The organism is Paracidovorax cattleyae (assembly GCF_900104515.1).
In the GTDB taxonomy this organism is placed as follows: domain Bacteria; phylum Pseudomonadota; class Gammaproteobacteria; order Burkholderiales; family Burkholderiaceae_C; genus Paracidovorax; species Paracidovorax cattleyae.
The window spans coordinates 1-15,525 of the sequence record NZ_FNJL01000003.1; the positions used below are offsets into that span (position 1 = coordinate 1).

Genomic DNA, 15,525 nt, shown 5'->3' on the forward strand with positions numbered 1-15,525 from the left:
GGCGCTGCGCCCCAGTCTCTCGCGGGCCGCGCCAACCTGATTTTTTGAGGGCCTGCTCCAGCACGCTTATCCCGTGCAGGTCAGGCTCGCTCCACTTGCGCCAGTACGCATACACGTTCTGCCACTTGGGAAACTCCGGCGGAAGAAACCTCCACTGACAGCCTGTGCGCAGTAGGTAGAGCACCGCGCAGAACACCTCGTAGAGATCCAGCTCTATGGGCTTGGTACTGCGCCGAACGCTGCGCAACAAGGGCTCGATCTCGGCGAACTTCTCTCTGCTTATGTCGCTTGGGTAGGGCTTTCTTTTCACCAAGCAATTGTCGGCTCTAAAAAGATCGTAAACAGGCTCTTACAACTGCGCGTCCCCGGGAGCCTTGCGGCGCCGCAACAATGGTCCGGACGCCCGCCGCGCCCCATGGCCGTGGCGGCCCGGCTTTCCAACCACACCAGGAGACTCGACCCATGCAATCACGACCCCTCGGCCGTTCCGGCCTGCAGGTTTCCCCGCTGTGCTTCGGCGGCAACGTATTCGGCTGGACGGTGGACGAGCCGACCACGTTCTCCCTGCTCGACGCCTGGCTGGATGCGGGTTTCAATTTCGTCGATACCGCCGACGTGTATTCGCGCTGGAACCCGGGCCACATGGGCGGCGAATCCGAAGCCCTGATCGGCCAGTGGCTCAAGCGCTCCGGAAAGCGGGACCGGATCGTGCTCGCCACCAAGGTCGGCAAGGACATGGGCGACGGCAAGGTCGGCCTGAAGCCGGACTACATCCGCCGGGCGGTCGAGGATTCGCTGCGCCGCCTGCACACGGACCACATCGACCTCTACCAGTCGCACGACGACGACGCCTCCACGCCGCTCGAGGACACCCTCGGCACCTATGCCGACCTGATCCGCGAAGGCAAGGTGCGCGCCATCGGCGCGTCCAACCATACGGCCGCCCGCCTGTCGGAGGCGCTGGCCACGAGCGCGCGGCTGGGCCTGCCGCGCTATGAATCGCTGCAGCCGCTCTACAACCTCTATGACCGCGCCGTGTTCGAGGATGAATTGCAGCCGCTGTGCCTGGAGCAGCAGGTGGGCGTCATCAATTTCTACGCCCTGGCTGCCGGCTTCCTCACCGGCAAATACCGCAGCGAAGCCGACGCATCCAAGAGCGCGCGCGGCGCCAAGACGGTGGAGAAATACCTCAACCCGCGCGGCCTGCGCATCCTGGCCGAACTCGACGAGGTCGCGGAGCGCTACGAGGCCACGCCCGGCCAGGTCGCCATCGCCTGGCAGATGGCCCAGCCCGGCATCACCGCGCCGATCGCCAGTGCGACCTCGCTGGAGCAACTGCAGGACCTGGTGCGCGCCGCCCACCTGCAGCTCGATGCCGACGCGCTGGAAGCGCTGAGCCAGGCCAGCGAGGAATCCCCCGCCGAGGCCTGACAACGCTGCCCGGACCGTGCGCCCGGGCCGTGCGTTCAGCGCGCGTCGCCGATGGCGAGGCGGTACGCCGCCAGCGCCTGCACCGTGGTGCACAGCAGCCCGTGCGCGTGCGCGAACCGCGCCACGTCCGTGCCGCGCGCCACCGTCCCGTCCGGGTTCATCAACTCGCACAGCACGCCGGCCGGACGCAGCCCGGCCAGGCGCGCGAGATCCACGGCCGATTCCGTATGGCCGCCGCGTTCCAGCACTCCGCCCGGGCGGGCCACCAGCGGGAAGACATGCCCGGGGCTGACCACCTCCGGCGCAGCGCCGGCCGGGGGCACGCGCAGGGCACACCGGACGGTCTGCAGGCGGTCCGCCGCCGAGACGCCGGTGGACACGCCCCACGCGGCCTCGATGGACTGGGTGAACGCCGTGGCGAAGGAAGACCGGTTCACCTCCACCATCGGCCGCAGGCCGAGCGCCCGGGCGTGGTCCGGGGGCAGGCAGAGGCACACGATGCCACTGCCCTCGCGGATCATGAGGGCCATGGTGGATTCGGCCATGTTCTCGGCGGCGCAGACCAGATCGGCCTCGTTCTCGCGGTCGGCATCGTCGAGCACGAGGACGGGCCACCCGGCGGCGATCTGCGCGAGCACATCGGCCATGGAGGCCAGCGGCACGCCGCCTGCGGCGGGCCCTGGCGCCCCGGCCGCAGCGTCGCACGACGCGGTATGGCAAGTAGGGGAAGTGGCGGGGAAATTCATGGAAACGCTCCCTGGTTGGAAAAGAACGCTCCAAGGCATCGCATGCCGCCGGCCAGGCGCCGCCCCATGCTCCGCCGCAGCACGGCGCGCATGGCAGAGCGCGGCCCCTGGCAGCGCACCCTCGCGGACGCGCGGCCAGCCGGCCGGCAGCATCTTCTTTCATCCGGACTGTGACCGTCGGCCCCAGACTGGAGGCGGCCGCGATGGCGCCTCGCACTGGGTCTGCTGACCTCCCGCCAGGCGGCGGGAGCGCTCGCGGGCTCGCGACGCGCACCGTGGTGCGCATCGCCTACCGCCGGTGGGGAATTCCACCCCGCCCTGAAGACCGGGGGATTATGCCGCGCGCCCCTTCCCTCGGGTCCGAAGCCGCTCGCGTCAATCGGCCAGGACGAAGGGCAGCACCCGGGCCGCCGTGCCCGGCACGAGCAGGTCTGCCATGCCGTCCAGCGGGGTGGGCTCGGGATTGACGATGGCCACGCGCGCGCCGGCACGGTGCGCAGCATGCGCCAGGCCGGCCGCGGGATAGACGACGCCGGCCGTTCCCACGGCCAGCATCAGGGTGCATTCGTGGGCGGCGTCCTGCGCCTGCTCCAGCAAGCGCGCCGGCAGGTTCTCGCCGAACCAGACCACGGCCGGCCGCAACAGATTGCCGCAGGTGGCGCAGGCGGGCGGGCGGCCCGGCAAGGCGGCATCGGCATCGCAGCAGGGCAGCGGCGCATCCAGCCAGCGGTTGGCGCGCAGGTCGCCGTGCAGGCAGAGCACTCCCTCGCTGCCGGCCATCTGGTGCAGGCCGTCCACGTTCTGTGTCGCGATCGCCAGGCGTTCGGGATGGCGCCGGGCGAAATCCGCCAGCGCGCGGTGCCCGGCATTGGGCTGCACGCCGGCCAATTGGGCCCGTCGGTGCTCGTACCATGTCCACACCGTGCCCGGGTGGGCGCGGAAGCCCTCCTCGCTGGCCATCTCCTCCGGGCGGAACTTCGCCCAGTGGCCCGTATGGGCATCGCGGAAGGTGGGCACCCCGGATTCCGCGCTCATGCCGGCGCCGGTCAGCACCAGGATGCGCTGCGCCCCGGCCACCCAGGTCCGCAGTCGCTCCAGGGCCTCCTGCGCCATGGCTCAGCCCCCGCGCTGGCGCAGCGCCTCGTACAGGCACACGCCGCTGGCCACCGACACGTTCAGGCTTTCGACCGCCCCCCGCATCGGGATGGAAACCAGTTCGTCGCAGGTCTTGCGCGTGAGCTGCCGCATGCCGGCTCCCTCGGCCCCCAGCACCACCGCCACCGGGCCCTTCAGATCCACCTGGTAGAGCGTGCGCGGGGCGTCGTCGCTGGTGCCAATGCACCAGATACTGCGTTCCTTGAGTTCGCCCAGCGTGCGAGCGAGGTTGGTGACCATGAAATACGGCATGGTCTCGGCCGCTCCGCTCGCCACCTTGGCCACAGTGGCGTTGATGCCTACGGCATGGTCCTTGGGAGCGATCACCGCATGCGCGCCGGCGCCGTCGGCCACGCGCAGGCAGGCGCCCAGGTTGTGCGGATCGGTCACGCCGTCGAGCACCAGCAGCAGCGGCTTCTCGACCCCGTCGGCCTCCAGTTGCTCGAGCAGTTCGTCGAGCGAATGGACCTGCGCGACGGCTTCCACCCGGGCAGCCACGCCCTGGTGCCCGTGGCTGCCGGCGAGCTTGGCGATGCGCAGCGCATCGGCCTCGATGAGGCGCGCTCCCGCCTCCTTCGCGCGCTCGAGGAACTGGCGCATGCGCGCATCGCGCCGCGTGGCCTCGTAATAGATCTCGATGATGGATTGCGGCGCGGTCTTCAGGCGCACGCCCACGGCGTGGAAGCCGAATAGCACTTTGGGGCTGGAGGACATGCGCGCGATTATCCGCCGCCGGCCGCCCTCCCCTCCGGCAGCCCGCAGGAAGGCCAGGCCGCCTCAGCCGCCGGCCACCATCCGGCCGGCGTCGATGGTGATGCGCCGGTCGCACTGCGCCGCGATGCCGCGGTCGTGCGTGACGAGCACCAGCGTCGTGCCCTGCTCGCGGTTCAGGTCGAACATCAGGCGCATGATCGTCTCGCCCGTGGCGAAGTCCAGGCTGCCCGTGGGTTCGTCGGCCAGCAGCACGTCCGGCTGCACCACGAAGGCCCGCGCCAGGGCCACGCGCTGCTGCTCGCCACCCGACAGCACCTTCGGGTAATGGTCCAGGCGCTGGCCCAGGCCGACGCGGCCGAGCATCTCGGTGGCCAGCGGCCGGGCATCGCGGCGCTGCGCCAGTTCCAGCGGCAGCATCACGTTCTCCAGCGCGGTCAGGTTGCCCAGCAGCTGAAAGCTCTGGAACACGAAGCCCATGCGCCGGGCGCGCAGTGCGGCGCGGTCATCCTCGCCCAGCGCGAACAGGTCTTCGCCGGCCAGCCGCACGGTGCCGCGCGTGGGCGTGTCGAGCCCCGCGATGATCGACAGCAGCGTGCTCTTGCCCGAGCCCGAGGCGCCCACGATGGCCACGGTGTCCCTCGGAGCGAGCCGGAAATCGATATCCCGCAGAATGTCGAGCGTGCCGGTCGAATCCGTCACCGACTTGTGGACGTGCTCCACGGCGATGACCGGGGCAATGCTGGTGGCGGATGGAGATTGCGGCGGTGTTTCCGACATGAGAGGTGCTTTGTGGCAGTGATGCGATGCGATGCGTTCCGGCGTGACTTTATCGTGGCGGCCGCGGGGGCCGCGTTCCTGGGGTTATGCGCCCCGGCGGCGCTGGCAGCGCCTGCGGCCTCCGGCGCCGCGCCCGTCGTGCTGGTGGTGGGGGATTCGCTGAGTGCCGAATACGGCATTGCCCGTGGCACGGGCTGGGTCGCGCTGCTGGAAAAGAAGCTGGCCACGGAAAAGATCCCCGCCACCGTGGTGAATGCCAGTGTGAGCGGCGACACCACGGCCGGTGGCCGCTCGCGCCTGCCCGGGCTGCTCGCCCAGCACAAGCCGTCCGTCGTGGTGATCGAGCTGGGAGGGAACGACGCACTGCGCGGGCTGCCGCTGCAGGGTACCGAGGCCAACCTGCGGGCGATGGCGGAAGCCTCCCGCAAGGCCGGCGCGAAGGTGCTGATCGTGGGCATGCAGGTGCCGCCCAACTACGGATCGGACTACACCCGGCGGTTCGAGGGCGTGTTCCCGGCCGTGGCCAGGGCAACGGATTCCGCGCTGGTGCCCTTCCTGCTCAAGGGCGTGGCCGACCGGCCCGATGCCGCGGAGCTGTTCCAGGCCGACCGGATCCATCCGCGGGCCGAGGCGCATCCGGCCATGCTCGCGAACGTCTGGCCCGAGCTGCGCAAGCTGTTGCGCTGAGCGCGGGCGGACGCCTTCCGGCGCCACTGCCGTGCCCGTCAGGCGGCCGGGCCGCTGCCCTCCGGAGCGTTGGTCCCGCCCTCCTCGCCACTGGAGACGGCCTCGCCGTCCTCTCCGGATTCCGGGGCATGCTCCCCGGTCTTGCGCTGGTTTTTGGCCAGTGCCTTTTCTTCCTTCTTTTTCTTCTTGGCGAGCTCTCGCTGCCGCTTTTCGTAGCCGTAGTTGGGTGTTGCCAAGGTGGAGCCCCCTTTTGTGGATGCAGTTCGGAGGTCCAATGTAGCAGCACGCCGGGCAAGACCCCTTGCACCACCCTGGCATCCCGCCCGTCCACCCGCGCGCCGGCGGGCCGGCCTGGCCTTCAGGCAGCTTCAGGCAGGAAAGGCGGCGGCGAGCGACTGCGCGATATCGCTGCGCAGGTCCTCCACGTTCTCCAGCCCCACGGAAAATCGCACGACCGTGCCGGGCCGCAGGTGCGGTGTGGAGCGCGCTCGCATCGTCCGCAGTTCATAGGGTACGACCAGGCTCATGGGCCCGCCCCAGCTGTAGCCGAGCTTGAAGAGCCGCAGGCCGTCGCAGAAGGCATCGACCCCGTCCTGCCCATGCCGCTCGTCGATGACCACGCTGAACAGGCCGGCCGCGGCACCCTGCCCCGTGCCGCGGGCACACAGCGCGGCCCAGTGCGCGTGCCCTGGCGATCCGGGCAGTGCGGGGTGCAACACCTGGACGACGGGAGCCTGCCCGGCGATCCACCCCGCCAGTTCGCGCGCCGCGGCGTCGTGCGCGCGGTACCGCAATCCGACGCTGGGCAACGAACGCAGCACGGCCTCGGCATCGTTGGCGCCGACGCCCAGGCCCAGGCGCATGTGGGTGAGCTTGATGCGCAGGTGCAGGGCCGGGTCGCGGGTGATCGCGCTGCCCATGAGCACGTCGCCGCCGCCGCTGGGGTACTTGGTCAGGGCATGGACCGAGATGTCCACACCGAGCTGGCCGTCGCCGAGCAGGTCGAACGGCTGGAAGGCGATGCCCGCGCCCCAGGTATTGTCGAGCGCGGTGGTCACACCGCGATCGCGGCAGATGCGCACTTGTTCAGCCAGGTCCGGGAATTCCAGCGTGACGGAGCCCGGGGCTTCCAGCCACACCAGCCGGGTGGCCGGCGCGATGCGGGCCGCCAGGTCGGCGGGATCCATCGGGTCGTAGTACGCATGGCGGATGCCGTAGTGGGCCAGCTCCACTTCGGCCAGCGCCTTGTTGGGCCCATAGGCATTGTCCGGGATCAGCACTTCGTCGCCGCTGCGCAGCAGGGCCAGCGCCACGTTGGCGATGGCCGCGAGGCCGCTGGGCATCAGAACGCACTGCAGGCCGCCTTCGAGCTCGCAGAGGCGCTCCTCGAGGATGTAGGTGGTGGGCGTGCCGTGCAGGCCGTAGGTGTAGCCGGTCTTGTCCTTCCATTCGCGCGAGCGCATCGCCGCAACGTCCGGGAAGATGACGGTGGAGGCCTTGTGCACGGCCGGCTGCGGTGCGCAGAAACCGGCCGGGGGCGTGTACGCGTGGTGGATCAGGCGGGTGTCGGGCCCGGAGCCCGGCGTGGCATCGGATGCGGAGGAAGTCATGCGGCGATGGTATCGCCGCCCGCCTCCTGCGGAGACCCGCCCCCAATCATCCGGTGACGCCCGGGCTGACCGTCAGCTGGTTCACCACGGAGTTCACGCCCTTCACGCCCTGGGCGATGCGGGTCGCGCGCTCGCGCGCCACGTCGTTCCTGACCGGGCCGTTCAGGGTGACGATACCGTTGCGGGTGTCCACGTCGATGCGGATGGCGCTCAGTTCGGAATCCTCGGCCAGGCCGGCCTTGACCTTGGCACTGATGCCGGCATCGTCCATCACCTCCGCCGCGCGCGCGGCGGCCTGCCGGGACGCCTGGCTGGCCTCCGTGGCCGCAGCCTCCATGCGGCGTTGCGCATCCGAGGCGGCCTCGCCGGTGCGCTCGATGGTGGAATCGATCTTCTGGCCGACGGTCTGCCCGTCGTTGCGGTCGCAGGCCGCCAGCCCGAAAGCGAGGGCGGTGGCGGACAGGATGGCGATGACACGCGGGCTGCGGGCAGGGCTGGAGGATGAGGGTTGGGCGTGCGTCATGGCGAACTCCTTGGAGCGTCGGGAATATGACGAGACTCTAGGCTCGACCTTAGCGCGCCACGGTCGGACAAAGCCGAAGCTGGCGTAGGACGCTTGAGGCGAGAATCCTCCTCCATGTCCCCCGCACCTTCTCCCGCGCCGTCGCCGGATGCCGGCGCCTCCGGCCGCCGGCGCATGCTCCACCGCTGGTTCCCCTTTCTCACGTGGCCCCGGCCGGACGCCCGGCTGCTGCGCGGAGAATTCTGGGCCGGCATGACCGTGGGGCTGATGCTGGTGCCGCAAGGCGTGGCCTACGCGGCCCTGGCCGGCATGCCGCTGGTGACGGGCATCTATGCGTCGCTCGTGCCTGCGCTGATCGCGGTGCTGTGGAGTTCGTCCACCCGCCTCGGGGTCGGGCCCACGGCGCTCACCGCCCTGTTGATCGGGGCGTCCCTCACCGGCATGGCGGAACCGGGCAGCGCCGAATGGGTGGCCCTGGCTGCCTGGATGGCCATCCTGTCGGGGCTGGTGCAGCTGCTGCTGGGCGCCGTGCGCTTCGGCTGGCTGCTCAACCTCGTCACGTCGCCGGTGCTCAACGGGTTCACCCAGGCCGCCGCGCTGCTCATCCTCGCGTCCCAGTTGCCGGCGCTGCTGGGGCTGCGCACCACCTGGCATGCGCTGGCCACAGGCCCCTCCATCCACCACTTCGATGGCACGGCGGCGGCCTTCGGGCTCGGCAGCCTGGCCCTGCTGACCCTGGCGCGCCGCTGGCGGCCCACCTTTCCCTCGGCCATCGTCATCGTCGGCGTGGCGGCCCTGGCCAGCCGGGCCCTCGGCTACGCGGACCACGACGGCGGGGTGGTGGGCCACCTGCCTTCCGGGCTTCCGCATTTCTATTGGCCGGGCTGGCTGGGCTGGGACCAGTTCGGCCAGTTGCTGATGCCGGTCCTGGTGGTCACCCTCGTCAGCTTCCTGGAAACCGCCTCCTCGGCCAAGGTCGAGCACCAGCAGGGCGGCACGCGCTGGAACGAGAACCAGGACCTGATCGCTCACGGCCTGGCGAAGATGGGGTCCGGCTTTTGTGGAAGTTTCGCGACAAGTGCGTCGTTCTCGCGCTCCGCCATCAACCTGTACGCGGGCGCGAAAAGCGGCTGGGCCACCCTGTTCGCGCTGGCGCTGGTCCTGGCGGTGCTGCTGTGGCTCACGCCGGCGCTCTATCATGTGCCGCAGTCGGTGCTCGCCGCGGTGGTGGTGGCGGCCGTCACCAGCCTCATCAAGCCGGCGGTGCTGCTGCGGCTGTGGCGCATTTCCCGGGTGGAGGCCCTCATCGGAGGGCTGACCTTCTTCCTCACGCTCGCGACCGCGCCGCGCATGTACTGGGGCGTGCTGGCGGGGCTGGTGCTGAACCTCTGCCACTTCCTCTACCAGCGGCTGCACCCGCGCATCATCGAAGTCGGGCTGCACCCGGACGGGAGCCTGCGCGACCGCCACCTGTGGCAATTGCCGCCGCTCGCGCCCGGACTGCTGGCGGTGCGGATGGACGCGGAACTCGATTTCGCGTCCGCTGCTGCGCTGGAGCAACGCATCTCGGAGCATCTTGCGTCACGTTCCGGGCTGCGGCACATCTGCCTGTTCGCTTTGCCGATCAACCGCATCGACGTGACCGGCGTTGAGTGCTTCGGCCGTTTGAGGGCGCTGGCCCGCTCCCATGGTGGCGCACTGCACGTGAGCGGCATGAAGCTCCCCGTCGAGCAGGCGCTGCGCCGTGCCGGACTGCTGGAGGGCCCGGGCCTGGTGCTCTACCGCACCGACGCCGAAGCCCTCCTGGCGTTGCAAGGATTACCTTTGTAGTCAGCTATGACTCAGCAGCCGCTGATACACTTCCTGAACACTGTTTGTTGCATTTTGTGTCTGAACCCGCGACCCCCCCACTTGTGGACCTGCGCGACCTGCGCCTGACGACGGCGCACGCCCTGGTCGCGCAGGCGCTGGGCTCCGAAGCCGCGATCCCCAAGGAATCGCCCCGGCATTACCTGCAGGGCCTGATCGACGGCCTCTGTGAGCTATCGCTGAAGGACCCGCTCACGGGCCTGGCGAACCGGCGGCATTTCCGGACCGTGCTCGAGCGCGAGATCGACCGCGTCACGCGCGCGGGCGAGGCTGCGCTGCTGCTGATGCTCGACATCGACAACTTCAAGCGGGTCAACGACACCCACGGCCACATGGCCGGGGACATCGTCCTGCAGTCGATCGCGCGCACGCTGAGCCGCTGCGTCCGGCCCATGGACACCCTGTCGCGCTATGGCGGCGAGGAATTCGCCGTGGTCCTGCCCGCCTGCCAGGCCGGGTTCGGCAAGGTGGTGGCCGAGCGCATCCGCCGCGCGGTGGAGCGCACCCCGGTCCGCATCTCGCCCACCGTCGAACTCAACGTCACGGTCAGCATCGGCGGCGCCTTCGCGCTCCAGTGGATCCGCAGCACCACCCTGCTGTGGACGGAGCGTGCGGACAGCCAGCTCTACAAGGCCAAGCTGGCGGGACGCAACCGGGTCAGCATCGAGGAGCAGCCAGACAGCACGGTGAGTGCCGAAGAGAAGAGCCTGCTTTTCGGCCCGCTGTACACTCCCTCGGGTTGGGGTGACCTTCCCCCGCCCTTGGATTCCACAGGCAGCGCCTACTGAAAGCAAAGAGATGACCGACGCGCTGTCACCCCGCACCACGCCCGCTGCGCCCCATGCGCCAGCCGGTGCCCGCATCATTGCCATCACCAGCGGCAAGGGAGGCGTGGGCAAGACCTTCGTTTCCGCCAACCTCGCCGCGGCCCTCACGCGGCGCGGCTACCGCGTGCTCGTGCTCGACGCCGACCTCGGCCTCGCGAACCTGGACGTGGTCCTGAACCTGCATCCCAAGGTGACGCTGCACGACGTCTTCGTCGGCAAGGCGGAACTGGACGACGCCGTGATCGAGGCGCCCGGCGGGTTTTCCGTCGTGCTCGCCGGATCGGGCATGGTCGAGTATTCGCGGCTCACACCCGAGGTGCGCAGCGAATTCCTCAACGTCATCCAGACGCTCGCGCCGCGCTACGACGTGCTGCTGCTCGACACCGGCGCCGGCATCTCCGACGTGGTGCTGTTCTCCGTCTCGCTCGCCTCGGAAGTGCTCATCGTGGCCACGCCCGAGCCCACCTCCCTGACGGACGCGTATGCGGCGATCAAGGTGCTGGCCACCCAGCAGAAGCGCCAGTACGTGCGCCTGATCGTGAACCAGGCAGCGCGGCCGGGCGACGGCCGCGCCATCACCGGCCAGCTCCAGCAGGTCCTGGACCGCTTCGTCAGCACGGATTCGGGCCGCCCGATGCGCCTGTTGCACCTGGGCGACATCCCGGCCGACACCGCCGTGCGCGATGCCGTCATGCGGCGCCAGCTGCTGCTGATGCAGATGCCCGGCTGCCCCGCCGCCCTGGCGATCGCGCAGCTGGCCAACAAGATCGATTCCACGCTGCTCACGCCGTCAGCCTGAACAAGCCCGGCAGGCGGCGCGCCTGTCCGGAGCCTTCCATCGCGATGCACCACGACGACGTTCTCAACATCTCCTGCTATCTGTTCGTTCCGCTGTCCGACGCCGGGCCGCTGCGCGACCGCCTGCATGCGCGGTGCACGGAAGACGGCCTCAGGGGCACCATCCTGCTGGCGGAAGAAGGCATCAACATGTTCCTGGCCGGGCCGGCACACGCCGTCCGGGGCTTCGTGCAGTGGCTGCGGGACACGGACGCGCGCTTCGCCGCACTGGAGCCGAAGGAGAGCTGGTCGGCGTCCCAGCCCTTCCGCAAGATGCTGGTGAAGGTCAAGCGCGAGATCATCCGCATGGACCACCCCGCCATCCGGCCCGCCGAGGGGCGCGCACCTTCCGTGGATGCATCCACGCTCAGGCGCTGGCTCGGACAGGGCCACGACGACACGGGCCGCCCCGTGGTGGCGCTGGACACCCGCAACGCGTTCGAGGTGGACCACGGCACCTTCGAGGGCGCCATCGACTGGCGGATTGCGAAGTTCACCGAATTCCCGCCCGCGCTGCGCGCCCACAGGGCAGAGCTGGAAGGCAAGACCGTCGTGAGCTTCTGCACCGGGGGCATCCGCTGCGAGAAGGCGGCCGTCCTCATGCGCGAGGAAGGTATCGGGCATGTGTACCAGCTCGAGGGCGGCATCCTCAAATACTTCGAGCAGACCGACGGCGCACACTACCAGGGTGGGTGCTTCGTCTTCGACGAGCGTGAAGTGCTCGCGCCCGACCTGTCCGAATCCGGGTCCGGGTCCGGGTCGGCCCCCGGGGACGGGCAGGCCTCCGCATAGCTCCCGGCAGCCACGCGGCGCGGAACGGCCTGTGGCAGCATCAGCGTGCAGGTCAGCGCGTGAAGTGCCGCTCCGGCAGCGGAATGCGTTCAGGATCGCCCGGCACCGCGCCCATGCGCATGGCATCCCAGTCGTCGGCCGCCTGCACGATGCGCTCCTTGCGCGAGGCCACGAAATTCCACCAGATGTGCCGCGGGCCGTCGAGCGGCGCGCCGCCGATGACCACGCAGCGTGCGGCCCCGTCCGTGGCCCGCAGGCGCACCAGGCCCGGGACCTGCGGGATCGCAAGCATGCCGGCCGGCAGTTCGGTCGGGCGCCCCGCACCATCTTCCAGCCGGCATGCACCCTCCACGGCATACACGGCCATTTCCTCGGCCAGCGGCGGCAGCAGCAGTTCGGCGCCTGCGGGCAGCAGGATGTCGAGATAGAGGGTGGGCGCGAGGGTGGCGACGGGCGAGGTGGCGCCGAAGGCGCTGCCGACCAGCACGCGTACGCGGCCCCCCTGGCCGTCGTGGATCTCGGGAATGGCCTGCGCGGCCGTATGCACGAACGAAGGTTCCACCTCGGCATGGGCCTCGGGCAGCGCCGCCCACAGCTGCAGCCCGTGGTTCACGTAGGCCGCGCTGCGCAGCCGCTCGGGGCGCCGCTCGGAATGCACGATGCCGCGGCCCGCCGTCATCCAGTTGATGGCGCCGGGAGCGATCTCGCAGACGGATCCGAGGCTGTCACGGTGCGTGATCGCGCCCTCGAACAGGTAGGTGACCGTGGCCAGCCCGATGTGCGGATGCGGCCGCACGTCGTATTCGGATGCGGGTTCGACCGTGACCGGCCCGAAATGGTCGAAGAACACGAACGGGCCGATGGAGCGCCGCTGCAGCGCCGGCAGCAGGCGCCGCACCACGAAGCCTCCGCCCAGGTCCTTGGTGTGGCCGCCGAGCAGCAGGAACGGCGGCGCGGCATCGCCGGCAGGCGCAGGGAGAGGCGCATTCGTATCCACGGACAGTCCTTTCGGGGTACAGGGGCACCGCCAGCGTAACCCGCCGGCCTGGAAAAAGCCACGCGCCGGTACCGCCTGCGGCGCACCGGCGTGCGCCGGGTCAGCCCCGCAGCTGCTGCGCGATGCGGGCGACGCGCGCCCCGTAGGCCCGGCCGGTCTCCAGGTCGCCGGGCAGCATTTCCTGCACGCTCGCGTCCGATGGCGACTGCGCCAGCACACCGACGGAGCCGCCCAGGTTGTTGGGATCGTTACGCGTGGCCGCCTTGCTGTTGGCGGGCAGCATGCCCAGGCTCACCCAGATGCCGCCGTGCTGCGAAGCCAGCGTCTGCAGGGCGATCAGGGTCACCTGCTTGTCGCCGTTCAGGCTGGCGCTGTTGGTGAAGCCGCCGAACACCTTGTCCTGCCACGCGCGGCCGAACCAGGCCTTGGAGGATGCATCCGCGAACTTCTTGAACTGCCAGCTGGGGCTGCCCATGTACGTCGGGGTACCGAAGATGATGCCGTCGGCATCGGCCAGGGCCTCCCAGCCGCCCTCGGGCAGGTTGCCGTCCGCGTCGATGGCGATGAGCTGGGCGTTGGCGCCCTCGGCGACGGCCTGTGCCAGGCGCTGGGTGTGGCCGTAGCCGGAATGGAAGACGACTGCGATTTTTGCCATGGAAATGACTCCTAGTGGGGGAATGACGGACGGGGCCGGAGGTCCTGTCCAGGGGATGGGAATATGCCGTGTCCACGCGGCGTCCGGGGCGCATCAGCGTTCCTCTGCAGAGAGATCGAACACCAGCACCTCGGCGCTGCAGCCCTGCGCCAGGGCCAGCCGGCGCTCGCGCTCGACGAAGGCGGCATCACCCGCGGCCAGCGGATGGCCGTTGGCCTGCAGCGTGCCGCGCAGCAGGTGAACGTAGCATTTGCGGCCGGCGTCCAGCGGCAGCTCGTCGCCGTTCCCGCCGTCGAACAGGCCCGCATAGACGCAGGCATCGGCCTGCAGGTCGAGCACACCGGGCCCGGCCTGCGGGGACGCCAGCAGGTGCAACCGGCCGTTTCCGCGGTCCGCGGGGCCGGGAACCTGGGCGTACCCGCGCGACATGCCCGGGCACCGCGGCGCGATCCAGATCTGCAGGTAATGCGCGGGCTGGTCGGGCAGCGGGTTGAATTCGGCATGGGTCGCGCCCTCGCCTCCCGCCATGCGCTGCACGCACCCCGCGGAAACGGATTGCACCCGGCCGCTGCAGTCCCGGCTGCCCAGCCGGCCAGACAGCACGTAGCTGAGGATTTCCATGTCGCGATGGCCGTGCAGGCCCAGGCCGGCGCCGGGGGCGATCCATTCCTCGTTCAGCGCGTGCAGGTTGCCGAAGCCCATGTAGCGGGGGTCGTAATAGCCGGCGAAGGAGAAGCTGTGGAGCGACCGCAGCCAGCCGTGGTCGGCATGGCCCCGGTCGCACGATTTGCGGACAGTCAACATGGGACGGATTTCAGGCAGTGCTGGCACTTTAGGAGCGGGGCGTGGCTTGCGGGCGCAGTGCGATTGAAGGCATCATTCAAAACCTTTGAAGCTTTTGCCGATGACCGTTCCTCCCCCTGCACGCGACGCACTCACGCCTGACAGCCTGGCCATGCTGCAGGTGATCTCGGAGACCGGCAGCTTCGCCGCGGCGGCCCGGCAGCTCGGCGTGGTACCCAGTGCCGTCACCTACCGGGTGCGGCAGATCGAGGAAGCGCTGGACGTGCTGCTGTTCGACCGCAGCGCCCGGCAGGCGCGGCCCACCGAGGCCGGCAGCGAACTGCTGCGCGAAGGCGCGCGCCTGCTCGAGGAGCTGGAGGCCGTCGCGCACCGCGTGCGCCGGGTGGCGACCGGGTGGGAGCCCCAGCTCACCATCGCCGTGGACGGCGTGATCTCCCCCACCACCCTGCTGGAACTCGTGGAGGCCTTCTATGCGCAGTCGCCCCCCACCCGGCTCAAGCTGCGCGACGACATCCTCACGGGCACGCTCGAAGCCCTGACCTCGGGCCGGGCGGACCTCGCGCTCGGCGTGGCGGTGAACGCCACCAATGCCTCCGGCGTGCAGGTCCAGGTGGTCGGCGACCTGCTGTTCCTGTTCACCGTGGCGCCGCACCATCCCCTCGCCACCGCGCCCGGCCCCCTCACCGACACGGTGCTGCGCCAGCACCGGGCGATCGCCGTGGCCGATTCGGCGCAGCACGGCGGCGTCACCATGGGCCTGCTGGGTGGGCAGGACGTCTTCACGGTGGACAGCATGCAGACCAAGCTGCAGGCCCAGCTGCGCGGACTGGGCGCGGGATTTCTTCCGGAGCCGATGGTGCGGCCCTACGTCGATGCCGGGCGGCTGGTGGTGCGCGAGGTCGCGCGGCCCGCGCGCCGCGTGCGCCTGCACTATGCCTGGGGCGGCCCCGGGCACGCGCCGCCAGGCCGCGCGCTGACCTGGTGGCTGCAGCAGCTCGAAAGCCCCGCCACCCGCGCAGCACTGCTGGAAAACCACCATCCCTTCTGAGCCGCGCCACCACCAAGCGCCGTGTAGAGTGGCTCCATTCGCGCCCGCCGCGG

At 70.1% G+C, this 15,525-nt stretch carries 18 protein-coding genes and 1 riboswitch; of the genes, 7 read left to right on the forward strand and 11 right to left on the reverse strand.

Annotated elements, in window-relative coordinates; translation table 11 throughout:
* Window positions 1-310, reverse strand: a 310-nt coding sequence (locus tag BLR05_RS02750) for a transposase (RefSeq protein WP_167361180.1), incomplete at its 3' end; no start/stop codon positions are given.
* A 152-nt stretch (window positions 311-462) separates the two neighbouring features.
* Between BLR05_RS02750 and BLR05_RS02755 the strand changes: the two genes are divergently transcribed.
* Window positions 463-1,431: an aldo/keto reductase gene (locus BLR05_RS02755; RefSeq protein ID WP_092832176.1), complete on the forward strand. Its 969-nt coding sequence runs from the start codon at window positions 463-465 to the stop codon at window positions 1,429-1,431.
* A 35-nt stretch (window positions 1,432-1,466) separates the two neighbouring features.
* Here BLR05_RS02755 and ribB read toward each other — a convergent pair whose 3' ends face one another.
* From ribB to BLR05_RS02775, 4 genes are all read right to left on the reverse strand, one after another.
* The gene (ribB, locus tag BLR05_RS02760; protein ID WP_092832178.1) at window positions 1,467-2,177 is read right to left on the reverse strand and encodes a 3,4-dihydroxy-2-butanone-4-phosphate synthase; all 711 of its coding nucleotides are present in this window, start codon (window positions 2,175-2,177) and stop codon (window positions 1,467-1,469) included.
* Window positions 2,178-2,324: 147 nt separating this feature from the next.
* Window positions 2,325-2,507: riboswitch (FMN riboswitch) on the reverse strand.
* 45 nt (window positions 2,508-2,552) lie between these two features.
* Window positions 2,553-3,290 carry an SIR2 family NAD-dependent protein deacylase gene (locus BLR05_RS02765; protein WP_092832180.1) on the reverse strand — a complete coding sequence of 246 codons (738 nt, stop codon included), beginning with the start codon at window positions 3,288-3,290 and terminating at the stop codon, window positions 2,553-2,555.
* 3 nt (window positions 3,291-3,293) lie between these two features.
* Window positions 3,294-4,046: a 23S rRNA (guanosine(2251)-2'-O)-methyltransferase RlmB gene (gene rlmB / locus BLR05_RS02770; protein ID WP_092832181.1), complete on the reverse strand. Its 753-nt coding sequence runs from the start codon at window positions 4,044-4,046 to the stop codon at window positions 3,294-3,296.
* Window positions 4,047-4,109: 63 nt separating this feature from the next.
* Window positions 4,110-4,823: an ABC transporter ATP-binding protein gene (locus BLR05_RS02775; RefSeq protein WP_092832183.1), complete on the reverse strand. Its 714-nt coding sequence runs from the start codon at window positions 4,821-4,823 to the stop codon at window positions 4,110-4,112.
* A 21-nt stretch (window positions 4,824-4,844) separates the two neighbouring features.
* Here BLR05_RS02775 and BLR05_RS02780 point away from each other — a divergent pair, with 21 nt between their 5' ends.
* On the forward strand, window positions 4,845-5,510 hold the full coding sequence (locus BLR05_RS02780; RefSeq protein WP_092832185.1) for an arylesterase: 666 nt from the start codon (window positions 4,845-4,847) through the stop codon (window positions 5,508-5,510).
* Between the two features lie 38 nt (window positions 5,511-5,548).
* On the opposite strand, the gene BLR05_RS02785 is transcribed toward BLR05_RS02780, so the two are convergent.
* The 3 genes from BLR05_RS02785 to BLR05_RS02795 form a co-directional block, all read right to left on the reverse strand.
* Complete coding sequence (locus tag BLR05_RS02785; RefSeq protein ID WP_092832186.1) at window positions 5,549-5,746, reverse strand: hypothetical protein; 198 nt, start codon at window positions 5,744-5,746, stop codon at window positions 5,549-5,551.
* A 132-nt stretch (window positions 5,747-5,878) separates the two neighbouring features.
* On the reverse strand, window positions 5,879-7,120 hold the full coding sequence (locus BLR05_RS02790) for a PLP-dependent transferase (protein ID WP_092832188.1): 1,242 nt from the start codon (window positions 7,118-7,120) through the stop codon (window positions 5,879-5,881).
* 46 nt (window positions 7,121-7,166) lie between these two features.
* Window positions 7,167-7,643, reverse strand: a complete 477-nt coding sequence (locus BLR05_RS02795) for a BON domain-containing protein (protein WP_092832189.1) — start codon at window positions 7,641-7,643, stop codon at window positions 7,167-7,169.
* A 114-nt stretch (window positions 7,644-7,757) separates the two neighbouring features.
* On the opposite strand from BLR05_RS02795, the gene BLR05_RS02800 reads away from it, so the two are divergent.
* From BLR05_RS02800 to BLR05_RS02815, 4 genes are read left to right on the forward strand one after another with little or no spacing between them, the layout of a single operon-like run.
* Complete coding sequence (locus BLR05_RS02800) at window positions 7,758-9,473, forward strand: SulP family inorganic anion transporter (protein ID WP_092832191.1); 1,716 nt, start codon at window positions 7,758-7,760, stop codon at window positions 9,471-9,473.
* Window positions 9,474-9,517: 44 nt separating this feature from the next.
* Window positions 9,518-10,300, forward strand: coding sequence for a GGDEF domain-containing protein (locus tag BLR05_RS02805; protein WP_230680931.1), 783 nt, complete (start codon window positions 9,518-9,520; stop codon window positions 10,298-10,300).
* Window positions 10,301-10,310: 10 nt separating this feature from the next.
* Window positions 10,311-11,138, forward strand: a complete 828-nt coding sequence (locus BLR05_RS02810) for a MinD/ParA family protein (protein WP_092832195.1) — start codon at window positions 10,311-10,313, stop codon at window positions 11,136-11,138.
* Between the two features lie 44 nt (window positions 11,139-11,182).
* The gene (locus BLR05_RS02815) at window positions 11,183-11,968 is read left to right on the forward strand and encodes a sulfurtransferase (protein ID WP_092832197.1); all 786 of its coding nucleotides are present in this window, start codon (window positions 11,183-11,185) and stop codon (window positions 11,966-11,968) included.
* A 52-nt stretch (window positions 11,969-12,020) separates the two neighbouring features.
* Here BLR05_RS02815 and BLR05_RS02820 read toward each other — a convergent pair whose 3' ends face one another.
* From BLR05_RS02820 to BLR05_RS02830, 3 genes are all read right to left on the reverse strand, one after another.
* A complete protein-coding gene (locus tag BLR05_RS02820) occupies window positions 12,021-12,965 on the reverse strand; it encodes a pirin family protein (protein WP_092832199.1) in 945 nt (314 codons plus the stop codon).
* Between the two features lie 100 nt (window positions 12,966-13,065).
* Complete coding sequence (locus BLR05_RS02825; protein ID WP_092832200.1) at window positions 13,066-13,620, reverse strand: flavodoxin family protein; 555 nt, start codon at window positions 13,618-13,620, stop codon at window positions 13,066-13,068.
* 93 nt (window positions 13,621-13,713) lie between these two features.
* On the reverse strand, window positions 13,714-14,424 hold the full coding sequence (locus BLR05_RS02830; RefSeq protein WP_092832202.1) for a pirin family protein: 711 nt from the start codon (window positions 14,422-14,424) through the stop codon (window positions 13,714-13,716).
* 100 nt (window positions 14,425-14,524) lie between these two features.
* On the opposite strand from BLR05_RS02830, the gene BLR05_RS02835 reads away from it, so the two are divergent.
* Window positions 14,525-15,472, forward strand: a complete 948-nt coding sequence (locus tag BLR05_RS02835; RefSeq protein ID WP_092832204.1) for a LysR family transcriptional regulator — start codon at window positions 14,525-14,527, stop codon at window positions 15,470-15,472.
* The last annotated feature ends 53 nt before the right edge of the window (window positions 15,473-15,525 follow it).

Coding starts and splice junctions, on each gene's coding strand:
- BLR05_RS02755 (WP_092832176.1), top strand. CDS start 463: ATGCAATCACGACCCCTCGGCCGTTCCGGCCTGCAGGTTTCCCCGCTG.
- ribB (WP_092832178.1), bottom strand. CDS start 2,177: ATGAATTTCCCCGCCACTTCCCCTACTTGCCATACCGCGTCGTGCGAC.
- BLR05_RS02765 (WP_092832180.1), bottom strand. CDS start 3,290: ATGGCGCAGGAGGCCCTGGAGCGACTGCGGACCTGGGTGGCCGGGGCG.
- rlmB (WP_092832181.1), bottom strand. CDS start 4,046: ATGTCCTCCAGCCCCAAAGTGCTATTCGGCTTCCACGCCGTGGGCGTG.
- BLR05_RS02775 (WP_092832183.1), bottom strand. CDS start 4,823: ATGTCGGAAACACCGCCGCAATCTCCATCCGCCACCAGCATTGCCCCG.
- BLR05_RS02780 (WP_092832185.1), top strand. CDS start 4,845: ATGCGATGCGATGCGTTCCGGCGTGACTTTATCGTGGCGGCCGCGGGG.
- BLR05_RS02790 (WP_092832188.1), bottom strand. CDS start 7,120: ATGACTTCCTCCGCATCCGATGCCACGCCGGGCTCCGGGCCCGACACC.
- BLR05_RS02795 (WP_092832189.1), bottom strand. CDS start 7,643: ATGACGCACGCCCAACCCTCATCCTCCAGCCCTGCCCGCAGCCCGCGT.
- BLR05_RS02800 (WP_092832191.1), top strand. CDS start 7,758: ATGTCCCCCGCACCTTCTCCCGCGCCGTCGCCGGATGCCGGCGCCTCC.
- BLR05_RS02810 (WP_092832195.1), top strand. CDS start 10,311: ATGACCGACGCGCTGTCACCCCGCACCACGCCCGCTGCGCCCCATGCG.
- BLR05_RS02815 (WP_092832197.1), top strand. CDS start 11,183: ATGCACCACGACGACGTTCTCAACATCTCCTGCTATCTGTTCGTTCCG.
- BLR05_RS02825 (WP_092832200.1), bottom strand. CDS start 13,620: ATGGCAAAAATCGCAGTCGTCTTCCATTCCGGCTACGGCCACACCCAG.
- BLR05_RS02830 (WP_092832202.1), bottom strand. CDS start 14,424: ATGTTGACTGTCCGCAAATCGTGCGACCGGGGCCATGCCGACCACGGC.
- BLR05_RS02835 (WP_092832204.1), top strand. CDS start 14,525: ATGACCGTTCCTCCCCCTGCACGCGACGCACTCACGCCTGACAGCCTG.